Raw genomic sequence first — 25,441 nt, forward strand, 5'->3', positions numbered from 1 at the left:
CAACTGAGCATGATGAACGACAAAGAAGCCGCCGACGCCCTGGCCGCGTCCTTCCAGAAGCTGCGTCAGGAAATTGGCAAGGTCATCGTGGGGCAAGACGAAGTGGTGCGGCTAGTGCTCACCGCTGTGTTTTCGCAGGGCCACAGCCTGCTCGTAGGCGTGCCGGGCCTGGCCAAAACCCTGCTGATTCAGACCATCGCCGATTCCCTGGATTTGTCGTTCAACCGCATCCAGTTCACCCCCGATTTGATGCCTTCCGACATCGTGGGTTCGGAAACCATGAACCAGCAGCGGGATTTTCACTTCGTGAAAGGGCCCGTTTTCGCTAACATTATTCTGGCGGACGAAATCAACCGCACGCCTCCTAAAACCCAGGCCGCGCTGCTGGAAAGCATGCAGGAATACGCTGTGACGGTGGCCGGGCAGCGCTACGCGCTGGCGCGGCCCTTCTTCGTGCTGGCCACCCAAAACCCCATCGAGCAGGAAGGTACCTACCCCCTGCCCGAAGCGCAACTCGACCGGTTCATGTTCAACATTGAGCTGGGCTACCCCAGCTACGCCGAGGAGCTGGCCATTGTGAAAAACACCACCTCCGACCGCAAGCAGACCGTGAACAAGGTGCTGCATGCCGCCGACATTCAGGCATTTCAGGAACTGGTGCGCCGCGTGCCCGTGGCCGACAACGTGGTGGAATACGCCGTGAGCCTGGTGCACAAAACCCGCCCCGGCACCGAGCGCGCCGCCCCCCGCGCCACCCAGCTGCTGGAGTGGGGCGCCGGCCCGCGCGCCTCGCAGCACCTCATTGTGGGCGCCAAGTGCAACGCCCTGCTCAATGGCAAGTACTCGCCCGACATTGAAGACGTGCGCGCCGTAGCCGTACCCATTCTGCGCCACCGCCTGGTGCGCAACTTCAAGGCCGAGGCTGAAGGCATTGGGGTGGAACAGATTGTGAAAGAGTTATTGTAAAAACGAGTTAATAGAACGTCATGCTGAGCTTGCCGAAGCATCTCTACCGCCGTACTAAATCAAATTACTAGCGCAGTAAAGATGCTTCGCAAGCTCAGCATGACGTTCTTTGTAGCCTCATTGCCCCGATTAAAAATGGAATCCCAGGCCTACTACCAGCAATTTGAGCGCAACGTGCGCATCATCCTCGACGCCCTCGCCGCCGGCCTGGAGCTTCGCACCACGTCGCTCGAAACCAGCTTGCCCATCGAAACCTACGTGCTGTGTGAGGTGCTGAACCAGGGCGCCGGCCAGAACTTCGTGCTCACCACCACCGGGGTGGCGCGCCTGGCCGAGTTCCAGCAGCAGTTTATGCAGCACGAGGGCCAGACCTTGGCGGCCCTGGAGCGGGTGTTGGCCGACAAGCGCGGCACCATGCGCACGCCTGAAGGCCGCGTGCTGGTGAAAGAAATGCTCATCCGTCGGCTGGAGTTTTTCAACGAAGCCGCCCGACAGGTCAACGTCATGCGTACCCAGCAGGCGCTGGGCAGCCCCAGCCAGTACGAAGGCGTTAACAAATAGCCTACTTTCGGCATTTCAGTGTTTCGCAAGGCCGCTCTGTCCAACAGAAGCGGCCTTTCTGTTCACAGCATCTTTGCCAGTGCAAACAAGTCCCTGTTTTGCTAGCATTGCCGCTTGCCCTGTAAGCTCCGCACCCGGTTTTTGTTCATTTGCCTGCCCCATGCTGCCGCGTACTCCACTGCTCACGTCCCGCCTGTGCCTGCGCCCGTACGAGCTGGCTGACGCGCCCGCGTTTTTTGAGTTGATTGACGGCGACCGGGCGCGGTTCCGTACCTCCTTTCCCGACCGGCTGCTGGCCGTGAGCGCCTTGCGTGATGCCACCCACGCCCTGCAGGCGTTTACCGACGACTGGCAATCGGGCCGCTTCTACGTTTTTGGCATATGGCACCGCCTTTCCGCCACCTATCTCGGCGATATCTGCCTGATGCCCCAGACCAAGGGGCAGGCCGAGATTGGGTACTACCTGGCGGCCGCGGCCGAAGGCCAGGGCTTTGCCCGAGAGGCCCTGGCCGCCGTGGTGGGGTTTGGGTTTGGGGCCGTGGGCAGCCAGCGCCTGCTCATTCGCTGCTACACCGACAACGAGCGGGGCCAGGCCGTGGCCCGCTCGGCCGGCTTCCAGTCCGAAGCGCCGCCGAAGCGGAGCATCTGGTTTCGCAACGCCGACAGTGTGGCAAACATCCGGCGCTTCGTACTCACGCGCGCCGAGCACGAAGCGCCGGGCTTGTAGCATTGCCTCCCACGTAGCCAACAGTTCCCGCGCCTACTGGCCCACTCGTACCCGCTTGCCGATGTTGCCCAGCAGCCACTCCTGCCGGAAATTCAGGTACATCGCCAGGGAGTAGTCCAGTATGCGGGCGTTCAGGTCGAACACGGGTTCTACCCGCGCCGTGAGCGAGGCAGCGTCGGATATGCGGATGTCACGCATCAGACGCACCATCACCAGCTGGCGGTTGCGGTCCAGAAAATCCGGGTTCGACACCGTGCGCGAGGCACTTTGGAAGAAATCGCCGCCGAGGGGCGCGATATAGCGTGAGCCCTGCCAGTAGCTCACCATCACGTCGGCAAAGCGGCTTTCGACGGTGGCGTTGAGGTACAGCGCCCGGCCGTACTTAAACGGAAATTGACCGGTGGTGAAAGAGTAGTTCTGAAAACCCAGCACGTAGCCGTTGAAGCGCATGGCCCGTACGTCCTTACCGTTCAGCCGGCGCCGTGCCTCCAGCCCAAAGGCTTCGTTGAACGACGTGCGCAGGGGCCGGTCCAGGGTATCAATCTGCCCGCCGCGGTGGGTGGCCGTGAACTGAAACGGCACTGCTACGTGCCACGGGCTACCGTCGGGGCTGATGCGGTAGCTGCTGCTCACGCCGCCCGCCACCTCTTCCTGGTAGTTGCTGTAGCGGTACTGCTGGCGCTGCCAGTCCACCCACTGGTCCACAAACAGCCGGGTGCCGTTGTAGCGCACCTGAATGCCCTCCTCCAGCGGGTTTAGCATCACCCGCTCAAAATTGAACATCGGCTCAATGTAGTTATGGTGCAGATGCGGCCGGATGTTGCCCAGAATTATCTGCTGCTTGCCCCTGGTCCAGGTGGCCCGGAACGTGGGCCGTACCTGCTGCAGGACCGGGTTGCCGAAATCTTTCCACAGAAACACGCCACCTTCCAGGCGCAGGTCTTTGGTTGGATAATAAACGAGCTGCGGGTTCAGTTGCGTGCCGTAGAGCGTGTAGCCTTCGATAATCTTGTTGAAGTACTCGTTGTCTTTGAAGAACACAAAGGCATGGAGCGAGACGCGCACATCACCCGCTTTCGCCGGTTCTTCGGCCCGAATAGTGGTTGCCGTCGAGTCAATTGCTCCTTCTTCAATCAACGGGTAATCTGATGCGGTGCGGGGTGTCGGGCGCCCCGGCGTGGGGCTCGTAAACGCCCGATTATCCACCTGGGCCCGTGCTTCTCCTACTGTAATTAGCACAGCCACAAGGGCAACTAAAATTCTTAGATAATTCCTCATATATTTCCGCATTCAACGGCACGAAACCGCCGGGCACTGTGTTAGAAAAAGCCGTCTCAAGAGAGGCTATTCAGCGTCTTAATCCAAGAATAGATTTATCTGATTGTGCTGGCCCAAAACCCTTAACTTTACCAAACCTAATCCCTTTTTCATAATTACCCCCCATGGCACTAGCTACTAAAGCGGCCCCAAAAGCCGAAAGAGTCGAAAAGGCTGAAGTCAACACCGCCGCCGAAAAAATGAAGGCCCTGCAGCTCACGCTGGACAAGCTGGACAAGGCCTATGGTAAAGGCACCGTGATGAAGCTCAGCGACAACAAAGTTGGCGACATTCCGAGCATCAGCACTGGTTCGCTCTCGCTCGACATTGCCCTGGGCATTGGCGGGGTGCCCCGTGGCCGCGTGGTGGAAATCTACGGCCCGGAATCGTCGGGCAAGACCACCCTGACCATGCACATGATTGCCGAAGCGCAGAAGAAAGGCGGCATGGCCGCGTTCATCGACGCCGAGCACGCCTTCGACAAATCCTACGCCGAGAAGCTCGGCATCGACACCACCAACCTGCTCATCGCCCAGCCCGACAACGGCGAGCAAGCTCTCGAAATCGCCGACCAGCTGATTTCCTCGGGTGCGATTGACATCATCGTCATCGACTCCGTGGCGGCGCTGGTTCCCAAAGGCGAACTGGAAGGTGACATGGGCGACTCGAAAGTGGGCCTGCACGCCCGCCTCATGAGCCAGGCCCTGCGCAAGCTCACCGGCACCATCAACAAAACGGGCTGCTGCTGCGTGTTCATCAACCAGCTCCGGGAGAAAATCGGCGTGATGTTCGGCTCGCCCGAAACTACCACCGGTGGTAACGCCCTGAAATTCTACGCTTCGGTGCGCCTCGACATCCGTCGTATCGGCCAAATCAAGGAAGATAAGGACAATGTGACCGGCAACCGTACCAAGGTGAAGGTGGTGAAAAACAAAGTGGCGCCTCCTTTCAAAGTGGTCGAGTTTGACATCATCTACGGCCAGGGCATTTCCAAAGTCGGTGAGATTGTCGACCTGGGCGTCGACATGGGCATCATCGGCAAGTCGGGCTCGTGGTTCAACTACGGCGAAACCAAAATCGGCCAGGGCCGCGAAGCCGTGAAGACGCTGCTGCTCGACAACCCCGAGCTGGCGGCCGAAATCGAGAAGAAAATCCGCGACATGGCCAAGGGCGACGTGGACGTAATTCCCGTGGACCTGACCATCGTGGAAGACGGCGAAGACACGCTGTAATTTCAGTTAAGAGTTATAAGTTGAGAGTGAAAGCCATTTTTTTTCACTCTCAACTTATAACTCTTAACTTTTCAAAGATAAGCCCGCCGCAATCCGCAGCGGGCTTTTTTGCGTCTGTATCTTTACCAAAGCCGACGCTGGCACTCTGTTTGTCTAGCGTCGCGTTAGCTTGTCATTTATTACTGGTTATGAATCGCCGCTGGCTTTTGTTTGCTCCTTTTGTCGTGTTGTTGTCCGCTGCCACCCAGCGCGCCATCGGCTCCGGCGACCCCGTGCGGAGCATTCCGCAGTCCAGCTTTGGGCGCGGCGAAGTCATTCAGTACACCGTTCACTACGGGCTCATCAACGGTGGCGAGGCCACCGTGGAAACCGCCGGCAGCCTGGAGCGTGTAAACGACCGGCCCTGCTACAAGGCCACCGTGAGCGGGCGCACCACCGGCTCGTTCGACTTTTTCCTGCGCATCCGCGACCAGTGGCGGGCCTACATCGACACGACCAGCATCCTGCCCCTGCGCTCCCATCGGGACATTGCCGAGAAAAATTACCGCAAGCGAGAAACCGTGAACTACGACCACATCAACGACGTGGCCGATGTGCAGGACAACAGCAAAGACAAACCCCGGCGCAAAACCGTGAAGATTGCCAACAACACCCTGGAGCTGGTGAGTGGGTTCTATTACCTGCGCACCTTCAACTTCGACCGCATGCGGGTGGGCGAGGTCATCAAAGTACCGGGCTACCTCGACGGCGACAACTTTATGCTGGAAGTAACCTACAAGGGCCGGGAAATTGTGGAAACCAAGGCCGGCGATGTGCGGGCCTTCAAGCTGGTGCCTAAGATGCCAAGCAACAAGCTGTTCCGGGGCGAAAACGCCATTTCGGTGTACCTCTCCGACGACCGCAACAAGATTCCGGTGCTGTTCCAGGCCGAGATGTTTGTGGGCACGGTGAAGGTGGACATGGTGAAATACCAGGGCCTGAAGTCGCGGCTGAACATAGTGAGCAGGGCAAATTAGCCCGGGCGGACCGTGGTCACACAATCGTAACATGGGCCCGTCGGGCAAAGCGGTACTTTTGCAGCGGAAATCCTTCGCTTCACTTAAGCCCCTCCGCCGTGACTGCTCCCCAATCGCCCGTGTACAAGATTCTTGTGGTCGACGACGACCCGGACATCGTGGAGCTGCTGGAGTTTAACCTGAAGAAAGAAGGCTACCAGACCGCCTCGGCCAGCGACGGCCGCAAGGCCCTGGACGTAGCCGCCGAGTTTAACCCCGACATCATCTTGCTCGACGTGATGATGCCCAACCTCGACGGCATCGCCGCCTGCCGCCGCCTGCGCGAGCAGCCCAAGTTCAAGGACACGTACATCTTGTTTCTCACGGCCCGTGCCGAAGAATTTTCGGAAGTAGCAGCCTTTGAGGCCGGGGCCGACGACTTCATTGCCAAGCCCATCAAGCCGCGGGCTTTGCTGGGCCGTCTGGCGGCCGTGAAGCGCCGCGACCAAGACCCCCACGCCGCCGTGGACGCCATCGACATCAACGGCCTGCGCATTGACCGCACCGGCTTTGCCGTGTACCAGGACGGCAAAAAAATCACCTTGCCCAAGAAGGAATTTGAGCTATTGGCCTTCCTTGCAGCCTCGCCCCACAAGGTGTTCAACCGCGACGAGCTGCTCCAGAACATCTGGGGCAACGACGTGTTTGTGCTGGCCCGCACCGTGGACGTGCACGTGCGCAAAGTGCGCGAGAAAGTGGGCGACCACCACATCCAGACCATCAAGGGCGTGGGCTACAAGTTCAACGCGGACTGATACCCACCAACCAAGAGGAACGTCATGCAGAGCGCAGCGAAGCATCTTGCCCGCAACTGGTAATCATTTACTATTGCACGCAAGATGCTTCGCTGCGCTCTGCATGACGTTCTTTCCTTACTAACTACTCGCCGCATCAATGAATCTCTCCTCTCGCACCATTGCCGTGCTCATTGCGCTGTTGGTGGCGGGCGTGCTCACCGCTTACGCGCACATCGGCCCCGGCTTGCCCTTTCGCGAGGCTTTCTTGGCGGCGGGTGTCACGGTGGCGGCCTGCTTTCTGTTGGTGTACCTGTCGTTTGAGGCCCTGATTTTTAGGGAAATAAACGGTATCTACGCCGGCCTAGAACACATCAAGCGCAAGGAGTTCAAGCGGCTCAGCAGCAAATTCCTGTTTCGACCCGAGCCGGTGAAGCGGGTGCGCGACGAGATTCTGCTCATGGCCGAGCGCCGCCAGCAGGAAATCGACGAGCTGGTGCGCCTCCAGGCGTTACGCCGCGAGTTCCTGGCCGATGTATCGCACGAACTGAAGACGCCGCTTTTCGCCGCCCAGGGCTTTGTGCACACCATTTTGGACGACGAGGAGGGCGGCATCGACCCGGCTACCCGCCGCAAATTTCTGGGCAAAGCCGCCGCCAGCCTCGACACGCTCGACGCCTTGGTGCAGGACCTGGTCACCATTGCCCAGCTGGAGAAAGGCGTGGTCCGCATGCGCCGCCAGCGCTTCGATTTGGTGGTGCTGGTGCTCGAAATCTTTGAGCTTCTGGAGCAGCAGGCGGCCCAGCGGGGCACCGTGCTTGAGCTATTTCCGCCCAGCCTGGCAGGTACCAGCTTGCTGGTGGTGGCCGACCGCAACCGCATTCGTCAGGTACTGGTGAACTTGGTTGATAACGCTATCAAGTACGGCCGGGAGCAAGGCCGTGTAGTGGTGGCGTTGGTGGAAGGCAGCCGTGCCGTGCGCATTGCCGTGCGCGACGACGGGGCCGGCATCGCGCCCGAGCACCAGGGCCGGATTTTTGAGCGGTTCTACCGCATTGATAAAAGCCGCTCCCGCGACTCGGGCGGTTCGGGCCTGGGCCTGGCCATCAGCAAGCACATCGTGGAGGCGCACAAATCCAGCATTCGGGTCAAGAGCACCGTGGGCGAAGGCACCACCCTGGAGTTCAAGCTCAGCAAGCCCAAGGCGAAGTAGGCCGGGTAGCCGCTGCCGCTCGGCGGGGCCTTGCGCCCACCATTCACCATTCCCGACTGGAAATCAGGGGCAGTCGTTTCACGTCGCCGTACCTTTGGGCTTCCGTATGAAGCTCCCCAATTTTTCCGACCTCGTTATTTTCGAGAACGACGACTACCTCGTTGTGAACAAGCCCCCGTTTCTGGCCACGCTCGACGAGCGGGTGGGCGGCGCGCCCAACATGCTGCGCCTGGCCCGCCAGCACTACGACGATATTCAGGCTGCTCACCGCCTCGACCGCGAAACCAGCGGCGCCCTGGCCTTCGCCAAAACGCCTGAAGCCTACCGCCACCTCGCCATGCAGTTTGAGAACCGCGAGGTGAAGAAGCAGTACCACGCCGTGGCGTGGGGCACCCCGCACTTCGACAAACAGGTGGTGGACCGCAGCATCGAAAACACCACTCGCGGCAAAGCCCGCCTGGCCTACAAAGGCAAGGCGGCCGAAACGCACTTCACCACCCTCGAAAACTTCACCCGGCACTCGCTCATTCTCTGCGAGCCCATCACGGGCCGCATGCACCAGATTCGCCTGCACCTGATGTACCTGCAGGCCCCCATCGTGGGCGACACGTTATATGGCGGAGAGGACTTTTTCCTGTCTTCGCTGAAGAAGAAATTCAACATGAAAGCCGGCGAAGAGGAGCAGCCGTTCATCAAGCGCTTTGCCCTGCACGCCATGCGGCTGCAGTTCACCGGGTTGCAGGGAGAGGAAATCAGCGTAGAAGCGCCCTACCCCAAAGACTTCCGGGTACTGGTCGATGCCCTGCGACAAAACCGATAGGGACATCTATGCCACTGCTTCAGTTGCTAGCTTCCCCAAAGCATCTCTTTCGCTTAACTCGCTTTTGGGAAGAGGCGGCCTTTTGGCTGCTGCTATTGCTGCACTTGGGGCCAATCTGGGCAAGCCACTATTTTCTAACCGCCGATGGACCCGCACACCTATACAATGCGATGCTGCTCAAAACCCTGTGGTTGGACCCCGGTAGCAGGTGGCACCAACTATTGGTGCTTAATATCAATCCGGAGCCCAACTATCTAAGCCATATACTGCTGGTTGGGCTGCTCACCATATTCCCGCCCTGGCTAGCTGAGAAAGTTATTCTTACCCTCTACGTCGTAGGGTTTCCGCTCGCCCTGCGCTATCTCTTACGCGCAGGCAGACCAGGGACCGATTGGCTAGCTGTGCTTGGGTTTCCCCTAATCTATAGCGCACTATTTGTATGGGGGTTCTACAACTTTTGCTTGAGCTTGGTCTTGCTATTGCTAGTGCTGGGCTACTGGCAGCGCTGGACCTGCAACGGCAAAAACAGCGGCATTTGGGGATTGGCTGGGCTGATTATACTACTATACGCAGCCAACCCACTCACTTATTTAGTTTCTGGCTTATTGCTGGGCTTGCTAGCAATTTTTCAAAGCCCCACCAAAGCGGGATTTGCTGCATTTCTGCGCAGAACCGGCTGGTTGTTGCTGGCTTACTTGCCCACCTTGCCACTGCTGGGGTGGTATTTCTGGCAGAAAGGCACGGCTACTAGTGCCCCAGCGCAGCATTACGGTGAAAACTTTGCGGACTGGCTGCATCTGGAACCCCTTGCCTACTTCGGCTCAGCCGAGGGCACTTACCGGTGGCTCGTAGCTGGCCTTATTCTTTTGGCATTGGCAGGTGCAAGCTGGCAGTTGCTACGGCGGCAGGTACAGCTTAAGGCCGTGTTGCCGTGGGCCACGGGCACGCTGCTCCTGCTGCTGGCCTACATTATTCTGCCCGATGCCATTTCTGGTGGCAGCATCATCCGGCCGCGTTGGGGCCTGCTGAGCTACCTGACTATACTGGTCGCTCTAGGTGCCTTGCCTTGGATGCCGCGGCTACGGCTATTTCTGCTCGGTGCCGGTACTATTATAGCCATTATATTTCTGGGATTTCGCTTTCAGAAGTTTGCCTCCTTGCAAAACGGACTGGCTGAATATCGCTCTGTGTCTCCTTATCTGACGCCTGGCACCACCTTGCTGCCCCTTACCTACGCTCAGGTAACCCGCATGCCCAATGGCCAAGACGTAAAAACCTACATTAGTATTTTCTCGCACGCCGCAAGCTACCTGTGTATTGAAAAAGATGTATTTAACTACGACAACTACGAAGCCAACACCGAGTATTTCCCGCTCACGTGGCGGCCTGGCTGTGCTCCGCTACTTGAGGCTGAGCAGCTGCCGGCGCGCCTAGCGCCATTTCTCTATCAACCCCACCACGCGCCCACCTACCTCTTGCTTTGGGGCCGACAGGCAGCTCCTGCAGCTAGCACTACCAACGCCCGTCAGATTGCCAACTACATCAACCATTTTGGTTATGTGCTTCGTTTTCGCTCAGCTTCTGGCCTGCTCGAATTATACCAACGCCCGTTCTAAACATCTTTTTGCTTCACGTTCAGACAAAAACTACTCGCGGCCACTTGTCTATTTCCCCATAAATCAGTACCTTTGTGTCCGTTTTTCCCGAAGCCGTAAGGGCTTCGAACTCTTATTCAATAGTTTAGCATACCTTTTTTTCGACTCATGGACCACCTGAGCTTCAAGACGACCCACGTCAATAAGGCCAACGCCCAGAAGAGCTGGGTTATCGTAGACGCCAGCGTAGCCCCGCTGGGCCGCGTTTGCTCGCAGATTGCCAACATTCTGCGTGGCAAGCACAAGCCTTCGTTTACGCCCAACTCGGACTGCGGTGACAACGTCATCGTGCTCAACGCCGACAACCTGCGCGTAACGGGCAAAAAAATGACCGAAAAGGTCTACATCACCCACTCGGGCTACCCCGGCGGCCAGAAGCGTCGCACCGTACGCGAGCAGATGGACCGCGACTCGCGTCGCGTAATTGAGCACGCCGTGAAAGGCATGCTGCAGGGCAACAAGTTGGGTTCGGCTCAGTACCGCAACCTGTACGTGTACGCTGGCATGGAGCACCCGCACGAGGCGCAGCAGCCCGTTGCTATTGAACTAAAAAACCTGTAAGAACTTGTAGCACATGCTTTAGCTTGTGCATACAGGAATTTACGTTTCTAATCCGGCACAAGCTAAAGCATGTGCTACAATTCACAAATTTTTCCACTAATGGCAATTACCAACACCTCTGGTAGAAGAAAAACCTCGGTGGCCCGCATTTACATGCAGGCCGGGCAAGGGAATATCACTATCAATGACCGGGACATGAAGGCGTATTTCAGCAACGAGTTGCTGGAGAACGTGGTCAACCAGCCCCTGGCAATTCTTGAGCAAGTCGGCCAGTACGACATCAAGGTGAACGTGAAAGGCGGCGGCATTTCGGCCCAGGCCGAGGCTATCCGCCTGGCAATCACCAAGGCGCTCGTAAGCGACAACGAAGAAACCCGTCCTGCTTTGAAGAAGGAAGGCTTCCTCACCCGCGACCCGCGCATGGTGGAACGCAAGAAATTCGGCAAGCGCAAGGCTCGTCGCTCGTTCCAGTTCTCGAAACGCTAAAACCAGGAGGATACTATCATGGCTCAGACGACTTATAAGGACCTGCTCGACGCAGGTGCCCACTTTGGTCACCTCACCCGCAAGTGGGACCCCAAAATGGCGCCGTACATCTTCATGGAGAAGAACGGCATCCACATCATTGACCTCAACAAGACGCTGGTTTCGTTGGATTACGCTGCCACTGCTATTCGCAACATCGCGAAGAGCGGCCGCAAAATCATGTTCGTAGCCACCAAAAAGCAGGCCCAGGAAATCGTAACCACCGAAGCCGAACGCTTGAAGATGCCTTTCGTTACCGACCGGTGGTTGGGTGGCATGCTCACCAACTTCGCCACGGTTCGCAAGAGCCTGAAGAAGATGTCCACCATCGACAAGATGGTGAAAGAGAACACGGCCTACGCCGCGCTCGCCAAGCGGGAGAAGCTGATGATGACGCGTGAGCGCGCCAAGCTGGACCGGGTACTCGGCGGTATCGCCGACCTTGGCCGCCTGCCGGCTGCGTTGTTCGTTATCGACGTGAAGCGCGAGCACATCGCCGTGAAAGAAGCCCACAAATTGGGTATCCCGGTGTTTGCTATCTGCGACACGAACTCGAACCCCGAATTGGTACAATTCCCGATTCCTGCCAACGACGACGCCTCGAAGTCCATTCAGCTCATCGTGAGCGTAATCGGTAAGGCCATCGAAGACGGTCTGTCGGAGCGCAAAGTTGACAAAGAAGACGCCGACCGCAAGGAAGCCGACGAGGCTGCTATTGCTGAAAAAACGGCTGCTGACGAAGAATAGTCCCTTCTTAGCTCTTTGAAAAGAGGGAACCTTGTAGGAACGTGTCTTGGCGCGTTCGGCGCAGGGTTCCCTCTTTTTCTAAGGGTGTTTCCCTGCTTTTGAACCCTAACGATTGAACGCGCCAAGGCGCGTTCCTACATTTAAACCTTTTAAACCCAACATCTAATGGCCGCTATTACCGCCGCAGACGTAAATAAGCTCCGCACCATGACCGGTGCCGGCATGATGGATTGCAAAAAAGCCCTGGTGGAAGCCGATGGCGACTTCGAAGCCGCCCGCGACATCCTGCGCAAGCACGGCCAGAAAATCGCGGACAAGCGCGCCGAAAACGAAACCTCGGAAGGCCTCGTGCTGGTGAGCGTGAGCGAAGACGGTACCAAAGGCAAATTGGTAGCCCTGGCCTGCGAAACCGAATCGGTAGCCAAAGTGGCCAACTTCCGCGAGTTGGCCCAGCAAATCCTGGACACGGCCGTGCGTATTGACGCCGGCACGAAAGAGGACATCCTGGCTGCTACGGCTTCGGACGGCACCAGCATTCAGGAGCACGTGACCGACCTGATGGGCAAAATCGGTGAGAAGCTGGAGGTAATTTACGCCACGCTGACCGCTGAGAAAGTGGCTTCCTACATCCACTCCGACAACAAAAAGGCGGTACTCGTGGGCCTGAAGAACGTGGGCGACGCTGACGCTGCTGCCGTGGGCCGCGACGTAGCCATGCAAATTGTGGCCATGAAGCCCATTGCCGTTGATAAGGAAGGGGTGGACGCTTCCATTGCTGAGCGTGAAATCGAAGTGGGCAAGGAGCAGGCGCGCGCCGAAGGCAAGCCCGAGGCGATGCTGGAGAAAATTGCCCAGGGCAAGCTCAACAAGTTCTACAAGGACAACACCCTGCTGAACCAGGAATTCGTGAAAGACAACTCGATGACCATCGCCCAGCTGCTCGACAGCAAGTCGAAAGGCATGACGGTTTCGGACTTTAAGCGGGTGGCTATCGGCGCTTAATTGCGGCTTTTAGCTAAATTGAAAGCCCCGCTGGCATTGTGCCAGCGGGGCTTTTTTTATTTAAATTGCGATATGGATGGATTACGCAAAGCAGCTTATCGAGGAATTTTATACAATTTCCTTCTAAATATTCGCACCATCCCCACTCCTTTAACAGATGATAAGCGAGCTATTGTTATTGGCAAATTTGCTGGACCAATTGCTTACCAGTTGCATAATCTAGCACTGGCCTCAGTTAATGATTTTGTTGAATTCCAAGAAGCGCACTTCTGGGATTCAATTAATGTATTCAACAAAAACAACCCTGACACTCAAATCACGCACTTGCGCGTTCAATTTGAGCGCGACCTACTTGCTTCTTAACTGCCAGGCCCGCACCCGCGCCTGGGCGTTCTCGCGCAGGTTCAGGTAGAAGAGGCCGTAGTCGACGATGTGAAAGGAATGGCGCAGGATGAACTCGCCGGGGAGCAGGAAGCGCGGGTAGCCGCCGGGCTTGGGCGGCGTAATCCAGAGCAGGCCGTCGTGGATTTTGGCATCAGTCACCTGCGGGTCGATGCGCTTGAAGCGCTGGCTGACGCCGCCGCGGTTAAGGCTGGCGGGCGCCCGGAGCGTGTCCTGCGTCCAGGTGAGGGGGTTGGTGACGGCGACGCGGCTGAAGGGCGGGAATTCGTTGCCGGTTGTCACGGAATTGTACGCCACGAAGCAGCCGGTTTCGAGCGAATCCCGACAGGGCATAATGGTCTTGTACTCGCGGGGCCGCACTTTGAAACCGATGAGGTAGGCGGCCACGAGCCGACGGCGCAGCTTGGGGTCGTTATCAAAAAACTCGTGCAGGAGGCGCGTGGCGTGGTCGGTGCCTTGGCTGTGGCCGGCAATGATGATGGGGCGGCCCTGGTTGTGGTGCGTGAGATAATACTGAAAGGCCTGACGCACATCGGTATACGCGAGGTTCAGCGCCCGACGGCTGTTGCCCTCGGCGGTAGAGTCGAAGAAGGAATAAAGCGTGGCCTGCCGGTAGCGCGGCGCGTAAATGCGCGCGGCGGCATTGAACACGCTGGCCTGCTTGCGAATGGTGCTGCGGTCGGTAAAGCGGTTGAGGCGGCAGTTGCCCACGTCGGCGTTCCAGGACGAGCGCCAGAAAAAGGTGGTGGGGTGAACGAAAAATACATCGGCCTCGGCCGTAGCCTGCTGGTCGCGGAGGGTGGTTTGCGCGGGTACGGCGTGGGAGGAATCCTGGCGGGTGGGCAGAGCGGCCCAGTTGCGGCCGTCGGCGTAGTCGGGGGCCGGGGCGGGGCGGTAGTGGGCGAAATCGTGCGGCGGCTTGAGCAGGTTGAGGCAGCTAGTGAGTGGCAGCAATGCTGCCAGCGCGGCCCAAACAATTAACCTCACCCCTGCCGGGCCCCTGCCGGGCGTGGCCCCTTTCGCGCGGAGATGGGAAGTCTGATGATTTTCAAGGAAATTTCTCATGTATTGAGTTGGCGGCAATTATACTTCACCACTGACCGATGGCCAGTGCTTCAGCTCGCGGGGGGTGCCGTCGGGGTTGTAGAGCAGGCTTAGGGGTTCGGCGGGTTTTTGGACCACATCGGCCAGGGTGATGTTCCAGCGCTGCCACATTTCGGCCAAGGCCTGGGTGTAAGCGGAGTTTTCCCAAGGGTTGAAAATGGCTCCGGTCACGTCGTCAATCAGGGCGTCGAACACCAGCGTGGTATCGCCGGGGCGGGGCGTGCGCGGGTAAATATCGGGCACCACGTGTAGCAGGTGGGCGGCATAGTACACGCGCGCCTTGAATTCGGCAATCTGCACGGGGTGCAGGGGGCGCTGGGCGTCTGCATAAACTTTGCTCATGGCTTGGCCAATCAGGCCAATATCAACCAGGCAGGCCACCAGCACGGTTTTATCGAGCTTAATACTAAATACAAGCGTGTTCAGGTCGTCGTCGTACTCAAACGGCGTGACGTCTTCAGCCGGGTCGGCTTCGAGCACGAACACTGAGCCGGGCACAAAATCCGCGTACTCGGTAGGCACGCGCAGACCCTGCAGCAACTGAAAAAACGCCTGAAACCGGCGTACCAAAGCCGCGTTTTCGGCCAAAGGGTACTTGGGCTTTATAAGGGGCTCAAACTCGTTGAGCAGCTCCGTGATGAAGACGCCGTAGAACATCTTGCCCATCCACAGAAACAGGGTGTCGTCGCCGAGCGCCCGCAGGGCTTCGGCGCCCTCGCGCGAGGCGGCTTCTACCCGGCTCTCCAGCTCTGCTACGCGCTGACGGGCCGCGGGACTGGCTGGCAATTGCAGCTCGCGGAGCAGCACCGTGCGCTGGTCCAGGAGCTGCATGGGCCGCTCAGAAATGCCGTAGCGGGCTTGCAGCCACTCGGCAAAAACGGGAATTGTTTCCTTGGGGCCAACGGACTGGCCGCTGAGAAAGCAGGTACTGGGGCCAAACTGCATGCCGTCGAAGGGGTCGTAGGGCAGCAGGTGGGTGGGAGAAAGCTGGGGCATAAAAAAGTAGCGCGAACGTTGGGGCTCAGGCGGCCGAATAGCCATCGGACTACTCCGACAGCCGCGGCGGCCCGAACCGCAAAGTTCGCGCTACAAACGGGGACTGGGCCGAACGGGCGCTAGCGCGAGAGCGACGAGCCTGCTTTGATGAGCAGCTTGCTCAGGTTGGTGAGCGGGGCGCTGTAGTCGCCGTTGGCTTCTTCGGCTACTTTGGCGGTTTCGGCGCCGAGGGTAGCCAGCACTTCGGCAATGTCGTGGGCCGGGCTTTTGGGGTCGGCCAGCAACTGGTTGAGCTGCTGGAGGCCTTGCTTGATTTTGGCCAGCCCGGCGCGGTCGGTCGAAGCCAGCACGGCCTCCCATCGCTCAATCTCGACGCGCCCCTGAGGCCCGGAATTGGTGGGCGTGCTGGCCGACAGGAACGTGAGGGTGTCGTCGAGCAGAGCCGAGTTCTGCTGGTCGGTCACGGTAATGGGCACCTCGGGAGTGGCGGGCGTTTGCGGGGTGGAGGCGAGGGAATCCATAGGAATGCGGAGTAGGAAAGAAATGTAAGGGATATACTAGCGCCGAGACTAAAAAGTTAGCGTGCTCCCTTCGGAACTGGCCCCGGCGGCGGACGGCGGGTAAACCGGGTTACCTTTCGCCGGCTGATTCTATTAAGATTATCATTCCATTGTATTCAGCACCACCCATGAAAACCTCCCTGAAAGCCCTGTTGGCTATCGCCGTATCCCTGAGTGCCAGCGCCTGCACCGAAACCGAACAGCGCAACACCGAAGCCACCGCCGATGCGGCCGGTGACCGCACCGAAGCCGCCCTGGACCGGGCCGCAACCAAAATGGACTCGGCCGGCGAAAAAGCCGAGGCCAAGCTGGAGGCCGCGGGCAACAAGCTGGAAGCGAAAATGAAAGCCGCTGGCGAGAAGCTGGAAGCCGCCGGCAACAAGCTGGAGGCCAAAACCGAAGCCATGGGCGATGCCATTGAACGCTCGGCCTCCCAAACCAAAGAGAACGTGAAAGAGGCCAACCGCAAGTAGCGCCCGCTGACGCCTTGGCAGTAGGTTTAGTTCAACAGTAATTTGTTGTCAATTGCTTGTTGTCAGTTCTCAGGCAGGAGTAACTGTAGCTAAAAGGCCGTCATGCTCATCTGGCATCCAATTGCGAAGCGTCTTATCATCGGTGAGCGACTGGTTCTACCAAGATAAGATGCCTCCTTCGTCAGCATGACAGGCGCTAGAGCTGCGCCACGTCCAGCAGCACCTCGTAGTAGGGCTGGCCGAGCATACGCGCCCGTAGCCACGAGTAGAAGCTCATGGCCTGCAGGTCTTCGCGCTCCGAAGGCAGGAAGGCCGGAAGTTCCTCCACGCGGGCGCCAAAGGCCGGGTGGAGCGCACTGGCGGGGTCGGTGAAGATGTCACGGACCAACGCCAGATAGCTCAGCACGAAGTGGTAGGGGCCGCCGCGTTGGACGGCTTCGGCCAGGTTGGCGGGCGGGCCGTCGGTGGGGAAACGTTCCAGCAGGCTGCGCTCGATGGCCTTGAGCCGCGCCAGGGCCAGGTCGTGGTGGCCCATTTCGAACTGAATGAGCATTTCGCCCATGTTTTTTTTCAGCAGCCATTCCAGGCCGAGGTGTTCTTCCAGCCAGTGGTCGGTGCGGCCGAGGCGCAGCAGAGTGTGGTTGGCTTTGCTGAAATTGCCTTCGGCGAAGTAGTGAAACACCAGCTGCAGCCGACCAGTGAGCTCCTCCAATATGGGCATGGCCGCAGCGGCTTTCAGCTCCTGCTCCAGCAAGGCAATGCTCTCGGCGTTGCGCCGCAGAAAGGCCAGGTTGGCCGCCAACAGAAACGTGAACCGGGGTCCGAATTCGGCAAATTTGCGGTTGGTGGCGCCTTGCAGCAGCGCCCGCCCCTGTTCCAGATACGCCACCGACTGCGCAAAATGCCGGGACCGGTACAGCGCGTGCGCCAGCATGTAAAGCAGTCGCAGCTGGTAGTTGCGCTGCGCGGGCGCAAAGCCGTGGCGCCGCTCCATGAGGCGGTAGCAGCGCTCAATGAACACCGCAAACGAGGCAAAATCCCGGCGCACCAGCATGGCACTGCGGGCAATGGACATGAGCCGACACAGCAACGACGGCGACCGGGCAAAGGCTTCCTGCAAGTCGTACTCCACCAGAATGCTGTGCATCAGGGCATCGAGCGGGGCGCCGGCGCGGCCTTGGCGGCGGGCTTCGCTCAGGCGCTGGCGCAGCAGGCTGTCGGCAATGTTGGCGCGCTCCTCCTCGTCGGCGGCTTTTTTGTTGAGGTGGCGCCGGGCAATGATTTCGGCCAGCGGCTCGGCGTGCGGGGAGTTGGCGTACTGAATCTGCAGGTTGTACACCGCGTTCAGGGGCTCGTACTGCTCGTTGTCGTGCGCCAGTTTTTCGGCCTTGCGCAGCGTGTTCCACGCCAGCCGCGGAATACCGGCTTCGAAGAGGTACTGCGCCAGCGTGAGCTGCCCGCGCACCGAAGCGGCGGCGGTGGTATCGAGCTGGCGCTGGCGCAGCAGCAGGTAGTCGGTGAGGTGGCGGAGCAGGCGCTTGCGCAGGGCGTAGTAAGCCACGGCGTTGGGCTCGTCGGGGTAGAGCCGGGCAATGAGCTGCGGGCTGGTGAGCTCCTTGGCCTGCACCAGCAGCTCGTAGAGGCGCGAGTCCTGCCGGCCGGCGGTTTTGCGGCGCTGGCGCTGGATAAACACCCCGAAGTCGCGCCGCTCGTCGGGGGCCAGGGTTAAGAGCGTTGTGCGCAGGTCGTCCATGGCAGCAAATTACGCTGCCGGCACGAGCTTGTCCACCTTATTTGTGCAACAGGCGCCGGGGCTGCCGGCGCGCCGGCCGGCAAAAAAGACGCTCCAGCACCTCTGAAGGCACATGGGCCGGCGCGCTTATCCGCATCCAGCGAAAGCACCGGGCGGCGGCAACGGGTTACCTTTCGGCAAACCCGCGATTAAGGTGGATTATTTTCCACACCTTCTTTCCCCATATCATGAAATTCTCCTTCAAAACCCTCCTCGTTGTTGCTGCTTTCGGTGCCTTTGCCACCACTTCCTGCTCCGAGCAAAAGACCGAAGCGGCTGGCAACGCGGTAGAAAACGCGGCCGACAACACCGGTGCTGCCATGGAAGGCGCGGTAGACAGCGCCAAAGCCGATATGGCCCGCGAGCCCGGCGACACGGCCGTTGTTAGTGACCGGCCCGCCAACGGCGTGATTGAGCAAATCCCCGCTACTCCTCAGAAGTAAGGCTTTTCTGCCTCTTTTGCCACAGCCCCGCCACATCCTGGCGGGGCTTTTTGCTTGAATACAAAAAAAGTAGCGCCTCCACAGCCGTACTGGCAAACCCTGTACCGCTCATGCCGTACAAGCCTCACCTTTCCACATTTCCACCCTTTGTGCCATGGATATCAATCAGAATAACATCAACGACCAAACCGAGCTCAAGGCCCGCGGCAACTGGAACGAGCTCAAAGGCGAAGCCAAGCAGAAGTGGGGCAACCTGACCGACGACGACCTTACCTACGAAGACGGCAAGCAAGACGAATGGTACGGCCGCCTGCAGGAGAAAACCGGTCACGCAGTCGAAGACATCAAGAGCTGGTTCAACCGGACGTTCTAATCCGCCACAACCCCGGTGAGGGACCGCGCCTTCCAATCCACACGCAGCACCTCATCACAAAAAACCCCTTCTGGCAGCAGAGGGGGTTTTTTAATGGACGCTATTTCCGGGGCCCTACTCATCCGGCGCAGGGTTTTACGCTCTCCGGCTGCCAATAATCCTTGCCGTCCGGTTTTAACCTTCGCCCTGTGGTATCCCGTATGGAACCATCTACTTCACTTCAACCCGCGTTGCTATGTCTGCTGCCAGCACCCTGCTTTCCGCTGTTCCCAAATCGCCCGCGTCGGGCATAAAAACCATGGCCCGGCTGGGTTTTGCCGCCATCGGCGTGGTGTACCTGCTCATGGGCGTGTTGGCGCTGCTGGCCGTGACGGGCCTGGGCAGCGGGGCCCGCGCCGACAAAAAAGAGGCCGTGCAGCACCTGCAGGACCTGCCGGCCGGCAACGTCCTGCTGGGCTTCATTGCCTTCGGGCTGCTGGGCTACATCATCTGGCGGTTCACGCAAGCCATTCGCGACACCGAGAGCAAGGGCCACGGTGCCAAGGGTATAGCCCGTCGCCTTTGGTTTGCAGCCAGTGGCTTATTCTACAGCGGCTTGGCCCTCTACGCCGGGCGCCTGGCTCTCAACAGCCGCGCCGACCAAGGCGGCAATACCTCCCAAAGCCTCACCGCCAAGGTGCTCGGCTGGCCCGGCGGCGACTGGCTGATTCTGCTGATTGGCCTCGTGGTCATTGGCATCGCCGTCTACCAGGTATACCGCGCCTACTCGGGCCAGTTTCAAAAGGACGTGAACGCCAGCTGCCTGCCGGCCTCCCAGCAAAACATCGTGTACCGGACCGGGCAGATTGGCTACACGGCGCGCGGCATTGTGCTGGGCATCATCGGCTACTTCCTGGTGCAAGCCGGGCGGCAGTCGCGGGCGGGCGCCGTGGGCGACACCGGTGAAGCCTTCGACTTTCTGGCCGCCATGAGCCCGGCCGTGCTGGGCACGGTGGCCGCCGGGCTAGTAGCCTACGGCATTCACATGCTGGTGCAGGCCAAGTACCCGGTGCTGCGCGGCATTTAGGCTGGTTTACAGCGCCACGGTCTCGGCCACGTAGTCGGCCAGGTACTGGTAGCGCGGAGTGAGCGCGCCGTTTTTGGCGATGGTGGCGCGCGCAATTACGCCGTCGTCGTCGTGGCCCGCCAGGTGCGGCAGCACGTTGTCGATTAGCTGCCGGCCGAAGTCGCGGCTGGCGTTGCGGGGCAGCTCGCAGGGCAGGTTGTCCACGGCCATCACCGTAATATTTTCGGGCCGCGCGTAAGCTAGCTCCAGCTCCCCGGTCTGGGGGTTGTAGTCGAAGGCCGGGTCGGCGATGGTACTGGCGCGCTTGGTGGTGGGCACCGAGCCGTCCACGTCGCAGGTCACATCGGCAACGGTGTTGATGCGGAAATTCGGGCGCTGCGTGTCGGCTTCTTCGAAAAGCCTGGGCGCGGCCGGATGCCAGTAAGCGCAGGCAATGAGCAGGTCCGTAACCGGCAGAAACAGGCCGAAGGTGGACTCGTATTCCTGCGGGTTGGCATGGAAATCGGCGGTGTCCCACACCCGGCCATCGCGCCGGCGGTTGTAGTCGGAGCTGCGCAGCTGGGTGTACACCGGCTCCTTAAAGGTGAGGTACAGGTAGTCGTAGACGCTCACCCGGCGGATGCCCATGCGGTCGAGCACCTCCAGAGCGCCCTGCGCCACGCGCCCCGAGCCCGTGACGGCCATTTTGATGGGCGGCAGCTTTTTCACCTTGAAAAACTCCTCCTGCATGTCGTCCATGTCCAGGCACTCGTGGGCCGGCTTGAGGTTGAACAGGCGGTGCTTGCGGCCGTAGGTGAGCAGGCCGTTGTAGGCACCCACAATGCCGGCGTAGCGCCCAAAGGCCACGATGCGTTCGCCCTGGGCATTGGTCAGCAGCTCGTAATCAATCAGGGTGATGTTCTTCTTCAGCACCTCGCGCAGCAGGTCGCGGTTGGCGGGCTGCTTTTTCACGGTGTGCGAAAAGAACACGTAGGTCTTGTCGGGAATCAGCTGGCTGGGGGGCACTTCCTTCACGCCCATGAGCACATCGCAATCGGAAATATCATCGCGCACTTCTAGGCCCAGGTCGCGGTATTCCTGGTCGCTGTAGCTGCGCACGGGGCTGCTTTGCACCACAATGTGCAGGTCGGTAAAACTCGACTGCGCTTCCGCGCACTTATTGGGCGTGAGGGGCACGCGCTTGTCGGGCGGCGTTTTGCCTTCGCGGATGAGGCCGATGGTAAAAGACATGGGTGGGATTGGGTGGATGATAGTCGAATAGAACGTCATGCTGAGCGTAGCCGAAGCATCTCTACCGCAATACTAATCCTGTCGATTGGGTTTACTACTGCGGCAGAGATGCTTCGGCTACGCGAACGCCAGATGAGCATGACGGTCTTCTAGAGTGGTGGTTCGCCAAAATTACGGTTTTGCCAGCAGTCCGCCGGACCTTTTGGGTCTTACCTTTGTTTAGGAATCTGAACCTGAGAATCAACCCGTCAATACCGTTTCCCACCTCCCCATTTCTCGCCTTTATGACGCTGAAACCCCAGCCTGCCGACGTTTTTGAAGACCGCCACAACGCGCCCGGCGCCGACGAGCAGGCCGCTATGCTCCACGCCATCGGCGTGAGCAGCATCGAGCAGCTCATCGACGAAACCGTGCCGCCCGCCATCCGCCTCAAGCGTCCGCTGGATTTGCCCACGGCCCTGAGTGAGCGGGCTTTTTTGGCGAAATTTAAGCAGATTGCCAGCCAGAATCAGGTGTTTAAAACCTACATCGGCCTGGGCTATCACGACACCACCCTGCCCCCCGTTATTCAGCGCAACATTCTGGAAAACCCCGGCTGGTACACCGCCTACACGCCCTACCAGGCCGAAATTGCCCAAGGACGCCTCGAAGCCCTTATCAATTACCAGACGATGGTGATTGACCTCACCGGCCTCGAGATTGCCAATGCCAGCCTGCTCGACGAAGGCACCGCCGCCGCCGAGGCCATGCACATGCTGCACAGCCAGACCAAGAAAAAAGGCGCCAGCCAGTACTTCGTTTCCGAACAGGTGCTGCCCCAAACCATCGACCTGCTCCGCACCCGCGCCACGCCCATCGGCATTGAACTGGTAGTGGGCGACCACCGCGAAATCGACCTGAGCAGCGAAGGCTTTTTCGGGGCTATGGTGCAGTACCCCGCCGCCGACGGTGAGATTTTTGACTACAAAGACTTTATCGGCCAAGCCCGCGCCAACAACGTGTTTGTGGTGATGGCCGCCGACCTGCTGGCCCTGACGCTGCTGACGCCTCCCGGCGAGCTGGGCGCCGACGTGTGCGTGGGCAACTCGCAGCGCTTTGGCGTGCCCATGGGCTACGGCGGCCCGCATGCCGGCTTCTTCTCCTGCAAAGACCAGTTCAAGCGCGTGATTCCCGGCCGCCTCATTGGTCAGAGCATCGACGCGGCCGGCAACAAGGCCTTCCGCATGGCCCTGCAAACCCGCGAGCAGCACATCCGCCGCGAAAAAGCCACTTCCAACATCTGCACCGCGCAGGTGCTGCTGAGCGTGCTGGCCGGCATGTATACCGTGTACCACGGTCCGCAGCGCATCCAGCAGTTTGCCGTGAACACCCACAGCCTGTCCCAAACCCTGGCCGCCGGCCTGAAAAAGCTGGGCGTGGAGCAGACCAACGAGCACTACTTCGACACCTTGAACCTGCGCCTCGAAAGCACCGAGCTGCAGCAGTCGTTGCGCCAGGAAGCCGAAGCAGCCTGCATCAACTTCCGCTACTTCGACGAAGTTCGGGTGGGTATTTCGCTCAACCAAAACACCGAGCTGAAGGACGTGGCCGACATTCTGGACGTTTTTGCCAAAGTACTGGGCCAGGAGTCGGACGCCTCGCTGAGCTTGCCCGAGGAGCTAGAGCTGACCTGGCCCCAGCCCCTGGTGCGCACCAGCGAGTACCTTACCCACCCCGTCTTCAACACGCACCACGCCGAGCACGAGTTGTTGCGCTACATGAAGCAGCTCGAAAACAAGGACCTCAGCCTTGCGCACAGCATGATTCCGCTGGGCTCGTGCACCATGAAGCTCAACGCCACCGCCGAGATGATTCCGGTGACCTGGCCCGAAATCGGCCAGCTCCACCCCTTCGCGCCCCTCGACCAGACCAAAGGCTACCAGCAGATTTTCGCGGACCTGCAAGCCTGGCTTTGTGAAATCACCGGCTTTGCTGCCGTTAGCCTGCAGCCCAACTCGGGCGCCCAAGGCGAGTACGCCGGCCTGCTGGCAATTCGCGGCTACCACGAAGCCCGTGGCGACCATCACCGGAACGTGGCCCTGATTCCGGCCTCGGCCCACGGCACCAATCCCGCTTCGGCCGTAATGGCCGGCATGCAGGTAGTGGTGGTGAAGAGCACCGAAGACGGCAACATCGACGTGGCCGACCTCACGGCCCAGGCCACCAAGTACGCCGACAAGCTCTCGTGCCTCATGGTGACTTACCCGAGCACGCACGGCGTGTACGAGGAAACCATCGTTGACATCTGCGACACCATTCACGCCCACGGCGGCCGCGTGTACATGGACGGCGCCAACATGAACGCCCAAGTGGGCCTCACCTCGCCCGCCAACATCGGCGCCGACGTGTGCCACCTGAACCTGCACAAGACCTTCTGCATCCCGCACGGCGGCGGTGGCCCCGGCGTGGGCCCCATTGGCGTGGTAGCCGATTTGGCTCCTTTCCTGCCCGGCCACGCCGTGGTAACGGTAGAAGGCCGCACCGACGGCGCGGTTTCGGCGGCGCCCTGGGGCTCGGCCAGCATCCTACCCATTTCGTACGCCTACATCTCGATGATGGGCGGCGAAGGCCTGCAGCGCGCCACGGAGCTGGCTATTCTCAACGCTAACTACATAAAGGCCCGCCTGGAGGAGCACTACCCGGTGTTGTACTCGGGCAGCCACGGCCGCTGCGCCCACGAAATGATTCTCGATTGCCGCCACTTCAAAAAGGCTGGCATTGAAGTAGAAGACATTGCCAAGCGCCTGATGGACTACGGTTTCCATGCCCCCACGGTATCGTTCCCGGTAGCTGGCACGCTGATGGTGGAGCCCACCGAAAGCGAAAGCAAGCACGAGCTGGACCGGTTCTGCGATGCCATGATTTCGATTCGCAAGGAAATTGCGGAAGTGGAGTCGGGCCAGGCCGATGCCAAGGACAACGTGCTCAAACACGCGCCCCACACCGCGGCCACCGTGCTGGTGCACGACTGGACCCGCCCTTACTCCCGCGAAAAAGCTGTGTACCCCATGGAGTACGTGCGCGCCGCCAAGTTCTGGCCCACCGTGAGCCGCATCGACTCGGCCTATGGCGACCGCAACCTCATTTGCAGCTGCACGCCCATCGAGCAGTATGTGGACCAGGAAGAAACCCTGGTGCAGGCCGACAAAGGCCCGTCGTACTAAGCTGTCTGTTCTTCGTTGTCGGTTGTTAGCCTTACGTGAATTTCCTGGCTGACAATTAACAACAAACAACTCGTTTTTTTAAACGACAACGTTAGAGTTAAGAGCCAAAGAAGCCCGCCTGAATCGTCAGGCGGGCTTCTTTGGCTCTTGATTTTTACTTTCAGCTTACTTATTGCCGCGTTCGCCAAAGCAGCGACGGTCCATGTAGCCCACTTGCGTTTGGCCGTCTTTGTCGAGGCGCACGCGCACGAAATAGGCGTTTATGGTGTCCGTAACCTGCACTTCGTTGCCGGCAGTGGTCTGGGCCAGGATGGTCGAGGTTTTCTTCATGCCGTCGTACACCGGGCAGTTCACGATGGTGTTGTGGGCAACCGGCGTGCGCGAAGCCCCGGAAGTTTGCATCCGTTCGTCGCGGGTGGAAGAGCAGGCAGCCAGGAGGCCAGTAGCAACCAAAGCCAAGAGGGCAATACTTTTCATTGACGGAGCAAAGAGCACGAGGTGGAAATTCGAGGGTAAGGTAGGACAAAATCCTGTTAGTACAAGCTAAAGTATTGATGCAAACCCCGGCACTACCCCTGCGGATTACTAGGACGTGTGAACAATTAAAGCCACATCAGGATGGCTCCTAGCGTGACCATTGCCAGAAAGGTACTGGCGTTCTTCTCGTAACGCGAGGCGAGGGCC

Annotated in this window: 26 protein-coding genes; 19 read left to right on the plus strand and 7 right to left on the minus strand. The window is 59.5% G+C overall.

Going from position 1 to position 25,441, the window contains the following annotated elements:
• Positions 1-9 precede the first annotated feature (9 nt).
• The 3 genes from BEN47_RS07885 to BEN47_RS07895 all read left to right on the plus strand — a co-directional run bounded on the left by BEN47_RS07885 (position 10) and on the right by BEN47_RS07895 (position 2,254).
• Positions 10-966 carry an AAA family ATPase gene (locus BEN47_RS07885; protein WP_070726972.1) on the plus strand — a complete coding sequence of 319 codons (957 nt, stop codon included), beginning with the start codon at positions 10-12 and terminating at the stop codon, positions 964-966.
• A 135-nt stretch (positions 967-1,101) separates the two neighbouring features.
• Positions 1,102-1,527: a hypothetical protein gene (locus BEN47_RS07890; RefSeq protein WP_070726974.1), complete on the plus strand. Its 426-nt coding sequence runs from the start codon at positions 1,102-1,104 to the stop codon at positions 1,525-1,527.
• 160 nt (positions 1,528-1,687) lie between these two features.
• Positions 1,688-2,254: a GNAT family N-acetyltransferase gene (locus BEN47_RS07895; RefSeq protein WP_070726975.1), complete on the plus strand. Its 567-nt coding sequence runs from the start codon at positions 1,688-1,690 to the stop codon at positions 2,252-2,254.
• A 33-nt stretch (positions 2,255-2,287) separates the two neighbouring features.
• Here the strand turns inward: BEN47_RS07895 and BEN47_RS07900 are convergent, their stop codons facing one another.
• Complete coding sequence (locus BEN47_RS07900) at positions 2,288-3,493, minus strand: lipid A deacylase (protein ID WP_125921573.1); 1,206 nt, start codon at positions 3,491-3,493, stop codon at positions 2,288-2,290.
• Between the two features lie 278 nt (positions 3,494-3,771).
• Here BEN47_RS07900 and recA point away from each other — a divergent pair, with 278 nt between their 5' ends.
• From recA to BEN47_RS20895, 11 genes are all read left to right on the plus strand, one after another.
• Positions 3,772-4,803: a recombinase RecA gene (recA, locus tag BEN47_RS07905; RefSeq protein WP_239691540.1), complete on the plus strand. Its 1,032-nt coding sequence runs from the start codon at positions 3,772-3,774 to the stop codon at positions 4,801-4,803.
• A 224-nt stretch (positions 4,804-5,027) separates the two neighbouring features.
• Positions 5,028-5,819 (plus strand): DUF3108 domain-containing protein, encoded by a 792-nt coding sequence (locus BEN47_RS07910; protein WP_239691538.1) that lies wholly within the window; start codon positions 5,028-5,030, stop codon positions 5,817-5,819.
• A 98-nt stretch (positions 5,820-5,917) separates the two neighbouring features.
• Positions 5,918-6,613 (plus strand): response regulator transcription factor, encoded by a 696-nt coding sequence (locus BEN47_RS07915; protein ID WP_193427135.1) that lies wholly within the window; start codon positions 5,918-5,920, stop codon positions 6,611-6,613.
• A gap of 139 nt (positions 6,614-6,752) precedes the next feature.
• Positions 6,753-7,805 (plus strand): sensor histidine kinase, encoded by a 1,053-nt coding sequence (locus BEN47_RS07920; RefSeq protein ID WP_070726985.1) that lies wholly within the window; start codon positions 6,753-6,755, stop codon positions 7,803-7,805.
• 106 nt (positions 7,806-7,911) lie between these two features.
• Positions 7,912-8,625 carry an RluA family pseudouridine synthase gene (locus BEN47_RS07925; protein ID WP_070726988.1) on the plus strand — a complete coding sequence of 238 codons (714 nt, stop codon included), beginning with the start codon at positions 7,912-7,914 and terminating at the stop codon, positions 8,623-8,625.
• 170 nt (positions 8,626-8,795) lie between these two features.
• A complete protein-coding gene (locus BEN47_RS07930; protein WP_125921574.1) occupies positions 8,796-10,241 on the plus strand; it encodes a hypothetical protein in 1,446 nt (481 codons plus the stop codon).
• A gap of 147 nt (positions 10,242-10,388) precedes the next feature.
• Positions 10,389-10,841, plus strand: a complete 453-nt coding sequence (gene rplM / locus BEN47_RS07935; protein ID WP_070726992.1) for a 50S ribosomal protein L13 — start codon at positions 10,389-10,391, stop codon at positions 10,839-10,841.
• A gap of 99 nt (positions 10,842-10,940) precedes the next feature.
• Positions 10,941-11,327, plus strand: coding sequence for a 30S ribosomal protein S9 (rpsI, locus tag BEN47_RS07940; protein ID WP_035563789.1), 387 nt, complete (start codon positions 10,941-10,943; stop codon positions 11,325-11,327).
• A gap of 18 nt (positions 11,328-11,345) precedes the next feature.
• Entirely contained in the window at positions 11,346-12,113 is a 768-nt protein-coding gene (gene rpsB / locus BEN47_RS07945) for a 30S ribosomal protein S2 (protein WP_035563786.1), read from the plus strand.
• Positions 12,114-12,278: 165 nt separating this feature from the next.
• On the plus strand, positions 12,279-13,115 hold the full coding sequence (tsf, locus tag BEN47_RS07950) for a translation elongation factor Ts (protein WP_070726994.1): 837 nt from the start codon (positions 12,279-12,281) through the stop codon (positions 13,113-13,115).
• Positions 13,116-13,133: 18 nt separating this feature from the next.
• Positions 13,134-13,478, plus strand: coding sequence for a hypothetical protein (locus tag BEN47_RS20895; protein ID WP_125921575.1), 345 nt, complete (start codon positions 13,134-13,136; stop codon positions 13,476-13,478).
• Here the strand turns inward: BEN47_RS20895 and BEN47_RS07955 are convergent.
• The 3 genes from BEN47_RS07955 to BEN47_RS07965 all read right to left on the minus strand — a co-directional run bounded on the left by BEN47_RS07955 (position 13,464) and on the right by BEN47_RS07965 (position 16,138).
• Positions 13,464-14,471 (minus strand): DUF3089 domain-containing protein, encoded by a 1,008-nt coding sequence (locus tag BEN47_RS07955; RefSeq protein WP_158010914.1) that lies wholly within the window; start codon positions 14,469-14,471, stop codon positions 13,464-13,466. The two genes, BEN47_RS20895 and BEN47_RS07955, sit on opposite strands and share 15 nt — an antisense overlap.
• A 129-nt stretch (positions 14,472-14,600) precedes the next feature.
• Positions 14,601-15,617, minus strand: a complete 1,017-nt coding sequence (locus tag BEN47_RS07960; protein ID WP_070726997.1) for a hypothetical protein — start codon at positions 15,615-15,617, stop codon at positions 14,601-14,603.
• Positions 15,618-15,736: 119 nt separating this feature from the next.
• Positions 15,737-16,138: a hypothetical protein gene (locus BEN47_RS07965; protein WP_070726999.1), complete on the minus strand. Its 402-nt coding sequence runs from the start codon at positions 16,136-16,138 to the stop codon at positions 15,737-15,739.
• 167 nt (positions 16,139-16,305) lie between these two features.
• On the opposite strand from BEN47_RS07965, the gene BEN47_RS07970 reads away from it, so the two are divergent.
• Positions 16,306-16,650, plus strand: coding sequence for a hypothetical protein (locus tag BEN47_RS07970; protein ID WP_070727001.1), 345 nt, complete (start codon positions 16,306-16,308; stop codon positions 16,648-16,650).
• Positions 16,651-16,846: 196 nt separating this feature from the next.
• On the opposite strand, the gene BEN47_RS07975 is transcribed toward BEN47_RS07970, so the two are convergent.
• The gene (locus BEN47_RS07975; RefSeq protein WP_070727003.1) at positions 16,847-18,403 is read right to left on the minus strand and encodes a hypothetical protein; all 1,557 of its coding nucleotides are present in this window, start codon (positions 18,401-18,403) and stop codon (positions 16,847-16,849) included.
• Positions 18,404-18,630: 227 nt separating this feature from the next.
• Here BEN47_RS07975 and BEN47_RS07980 point away from each other — a divergent pair, with 227 nt between their 5' ends.
• The 3 genes from BEN47_RS07980 to BEN47_RS07990 all read left to right on the plus strand — a co-directional run bounded on the left by BEN47_RS07980 (position 18,631) and on the right by BEN47_RS07990 (position 20,324).
• Positions 18,631-18,885: a hypothetical protein gene (locus BEN47_RS07980; RefSeq protein ID WP_070727005.1), complete on the plus strand. Its 255-nt coding sequence runs from the start codon at positions 18,631-18,633 to the stop codon at positions 18,883-18,885.
• Positions 18,886-19,039: 154 nt separating this feature from the next.
• Positions 19,040-19,258, plus strand: a complete 219-nt coding sequence (locus tag BEN47_RS07985; RefSeq protein ID WP_070727007.1) for a CsbD family protein — start codon at positions 19,040-19,042, stop codon at positions 19,256-19,258.
• A gap of 235 nt (positions 19,259-19,493) precedes the next feature.
• Entirely contained in the window at positions 19,494-20,324 is an 831-nt protein-coding gene (locus BEN47_RS07990) for a DUF1206 domain-containing protein (RefSeq protein WP_070727009.1), read from the plus strand.
• Between the two features lie 6 nt (positions 20,325-20,330).
• Here the strand turns inward: BEN47_RS07990 and BEN47_RS07995 are convergent, their stop codons facing one another.
• The gene (locus BEN47_RS07995; protein WP_070727011.1) at positions 20,331-21,554 is read right to left on the minus strand and encodes an NAD(P)-dependent oxidoreductase; all 1,224 of its coding nucleotides are present in this window, start codon (positions 21,552-21,554) and stop codon (positions 20,331-20,333) included.
• Between the two features lie 284 nt (positions 21,555-21,838).
• Here BEN47_RS07995 and gcvP point away from each other — a divergent pair, with 284 nt between their 5' ends.
• Positions 21,839-24,757, plus strand: coding sequence for an aminomethyl-transferring glycine dehydrogenase (gene gcvP, locus BEN47_RS08000; RefSeq protein WP_070727014.1), 2,919 nt, complete (start codon positions 21,839-21,841; stop codon positions 24,755-24,757).
• 165 nt (positions 24,758-24,922) lie between these two features.
• On the opposite strand, the gene BEN47_RS08005 is transcribed toward gcvP, so the two are convergent.
• Positions 24,923-25,234, minus strand: coding sequence for a hypothetical protein (locus tag BEN47_RS08005; RefSeq protein ID WP_070727016.1), 312 nt, complete (start codon positions 25,232-25,234; stop codon positions 24,923-24,925).
• Positions 25,235-25,441: the final 207 nt, after the last annotated feature.

It is taken from the genome of Hymenobacter lapidarius, from assembly GCF_001816145.1.
GTDB lineage: Bacteria > Bacteroidota > Bacteroidia > Cytophagales > Hymenobacteraceae > Hymenobacter > Hymenobacter lapidarius.

Excerpts from the sequence above, each read along its gene's own strand:
- BEN47_RS07885 (WP_070726972.1), top strand. The coding sequence starts at position 10 with ATGATGAACGACAAAGAAGCCGCCGACGCCCTGGCCGCGTCCTTCCAG.
- BEN47_RS07890 (WP_070726974.1), top strand. The coding sequence starts at position 1,102 with ATGGAATCCCAGGCCTACTACCAGCAATTTGAGCGCAACGTGCGCATC.
- BEN47_RS07895 (WP_070726975.1), top strand. The coding sequence starts at position 1,688 with ATGCTGCCGCGTACTCCACTGCTCACGTCCCGCCTGTGCCTGCGCCCG.
- recA (WP_239691540.1), top strand. The coding sequence starts at position 3,772 with ATGAAGGCCCTGCAGCTCACGCTGGACAAGCTGGACAAGGCCTATGGT.
- BEN47_RS07920 (WP_070726985.1), top strand. The coding sequence starts at position 6,753 with ATGAATCTCTCCTCTCGCACCATTGCCGTGCTCATTGCGCTGTTGGTG.
- BEN47_RS07925 (WP_070726988.1), top strand. The coding sequence starts at position 7,912 with ATGAAGCTCCCCAATTTTTCCGACCTCGTTATTTTCGAGAACGACGAC.
- BEN47_RS07930 (WP_125921574.1), top strand. The coding sequence starts at position 8,796 with ATGCTGCTCAAAACCCTGTGGTTGGACCCCGGTAGCAGGTGGCACCAA.
- rplM (WP_070726992.1), top strand. The coding sequence starts at position 10,389 with ATGGACCACCTGAGCTTCAAGACGACCCACGTCAATAAGGCCAACGCC.
- rpsI (WP_035563789.1), top strand. The coding sequence starts at position 10,941 with ATGGCAATTACCAACACCTCTGGTAGAAGAAAAACCTCGGTGGCCCGC.
- rpsB (WP_035563786.1), top strand. The coding sequence starts at position 11,346 with ATGGCTCAGACGACTTATAAGGACCTGCTCGACGCAGGTGCCCACTTT.
- tsf (WP_070726994.1), top strand. The coding sequence starts at position 12,279 with ATGGCCGCTATTACCGCCGCAGACGTAAATAAGCTCCGCACCATGACC.
- BEN47_RS07960 (WP_070726997.1), bottom strand. The coding sequence starts at position 15,617 with ATGCCCCAGCTTTCTCCCACCCACCTGCTGCCCTACGACCCCTTCGAC.
- BEN47_RS07965 (WP_070726999.1), bottom strand. The coding sequence starts at position 16,138 with ATGGATTCCCTCGCCTCCACCCCGCAAACGCCCGCCACTCCCGAGGTG.
- BEN47_RS07970 (WP_070727001.1), top strand. The coding sequence starts at position 16,306 with ATGAAAACCTCCCTGAAAGCCCTGTTGGCTATCGCCGTATCCCTGAGT.
- BEN47_RS07975 (WP_070727003.1), bottom strand. The coding sequence starts at position 18,403 with ATGGACGACCTGCGCACAACGCTCTTAACCCTGGCCCCCGACGAGCGG.
- BEN47_RS07980 (WP_070727005.1), top strand. The coding sequence starts at position 18,631 with ATGAAATTCTCCTTCAAAACCCTCCTCGTTGTTGCTGCTTTCGGTGCC.
- BEN47_RS07985 (WP_070727007.1), top strand. The coding sequence starts at position 19,040 with ATGGATATCAATCAGAATAACATCAACGACCAAACCGAGCTCAAGGCC.
- BEN47_RS07990 (WP_070727009.1), top strand. The coding sequence starts at position 19,494 with ATGTCTGCTGCCAGCACCCTGCTTTCCGCTGTTCCCAAATCGCCCGCG.
- BEN47_RS07995 (WP_070727011.1), bottom strand. The coding sequence starts at position 21,554 with ATGTCTTTTACCATCGGCCTCATCCGCGAAGGCAAAACGCCGCCCGAC.
- gcvP (WP_070727014.1), top strand. The coding sequence starts at position 21,839 with ATGACGCTGAAACCCCAGCCTGCCGACGTTTTTGAAGACCGCCACAAC.
- BEN47_RS08005 (WP_070727016.1), bottom strand. The coding sequence starts at position 25,234 with ATGAAAAGTATTGCCCTCTTGGCTTTGGTTGCTACTGGCCTCCTGGCT.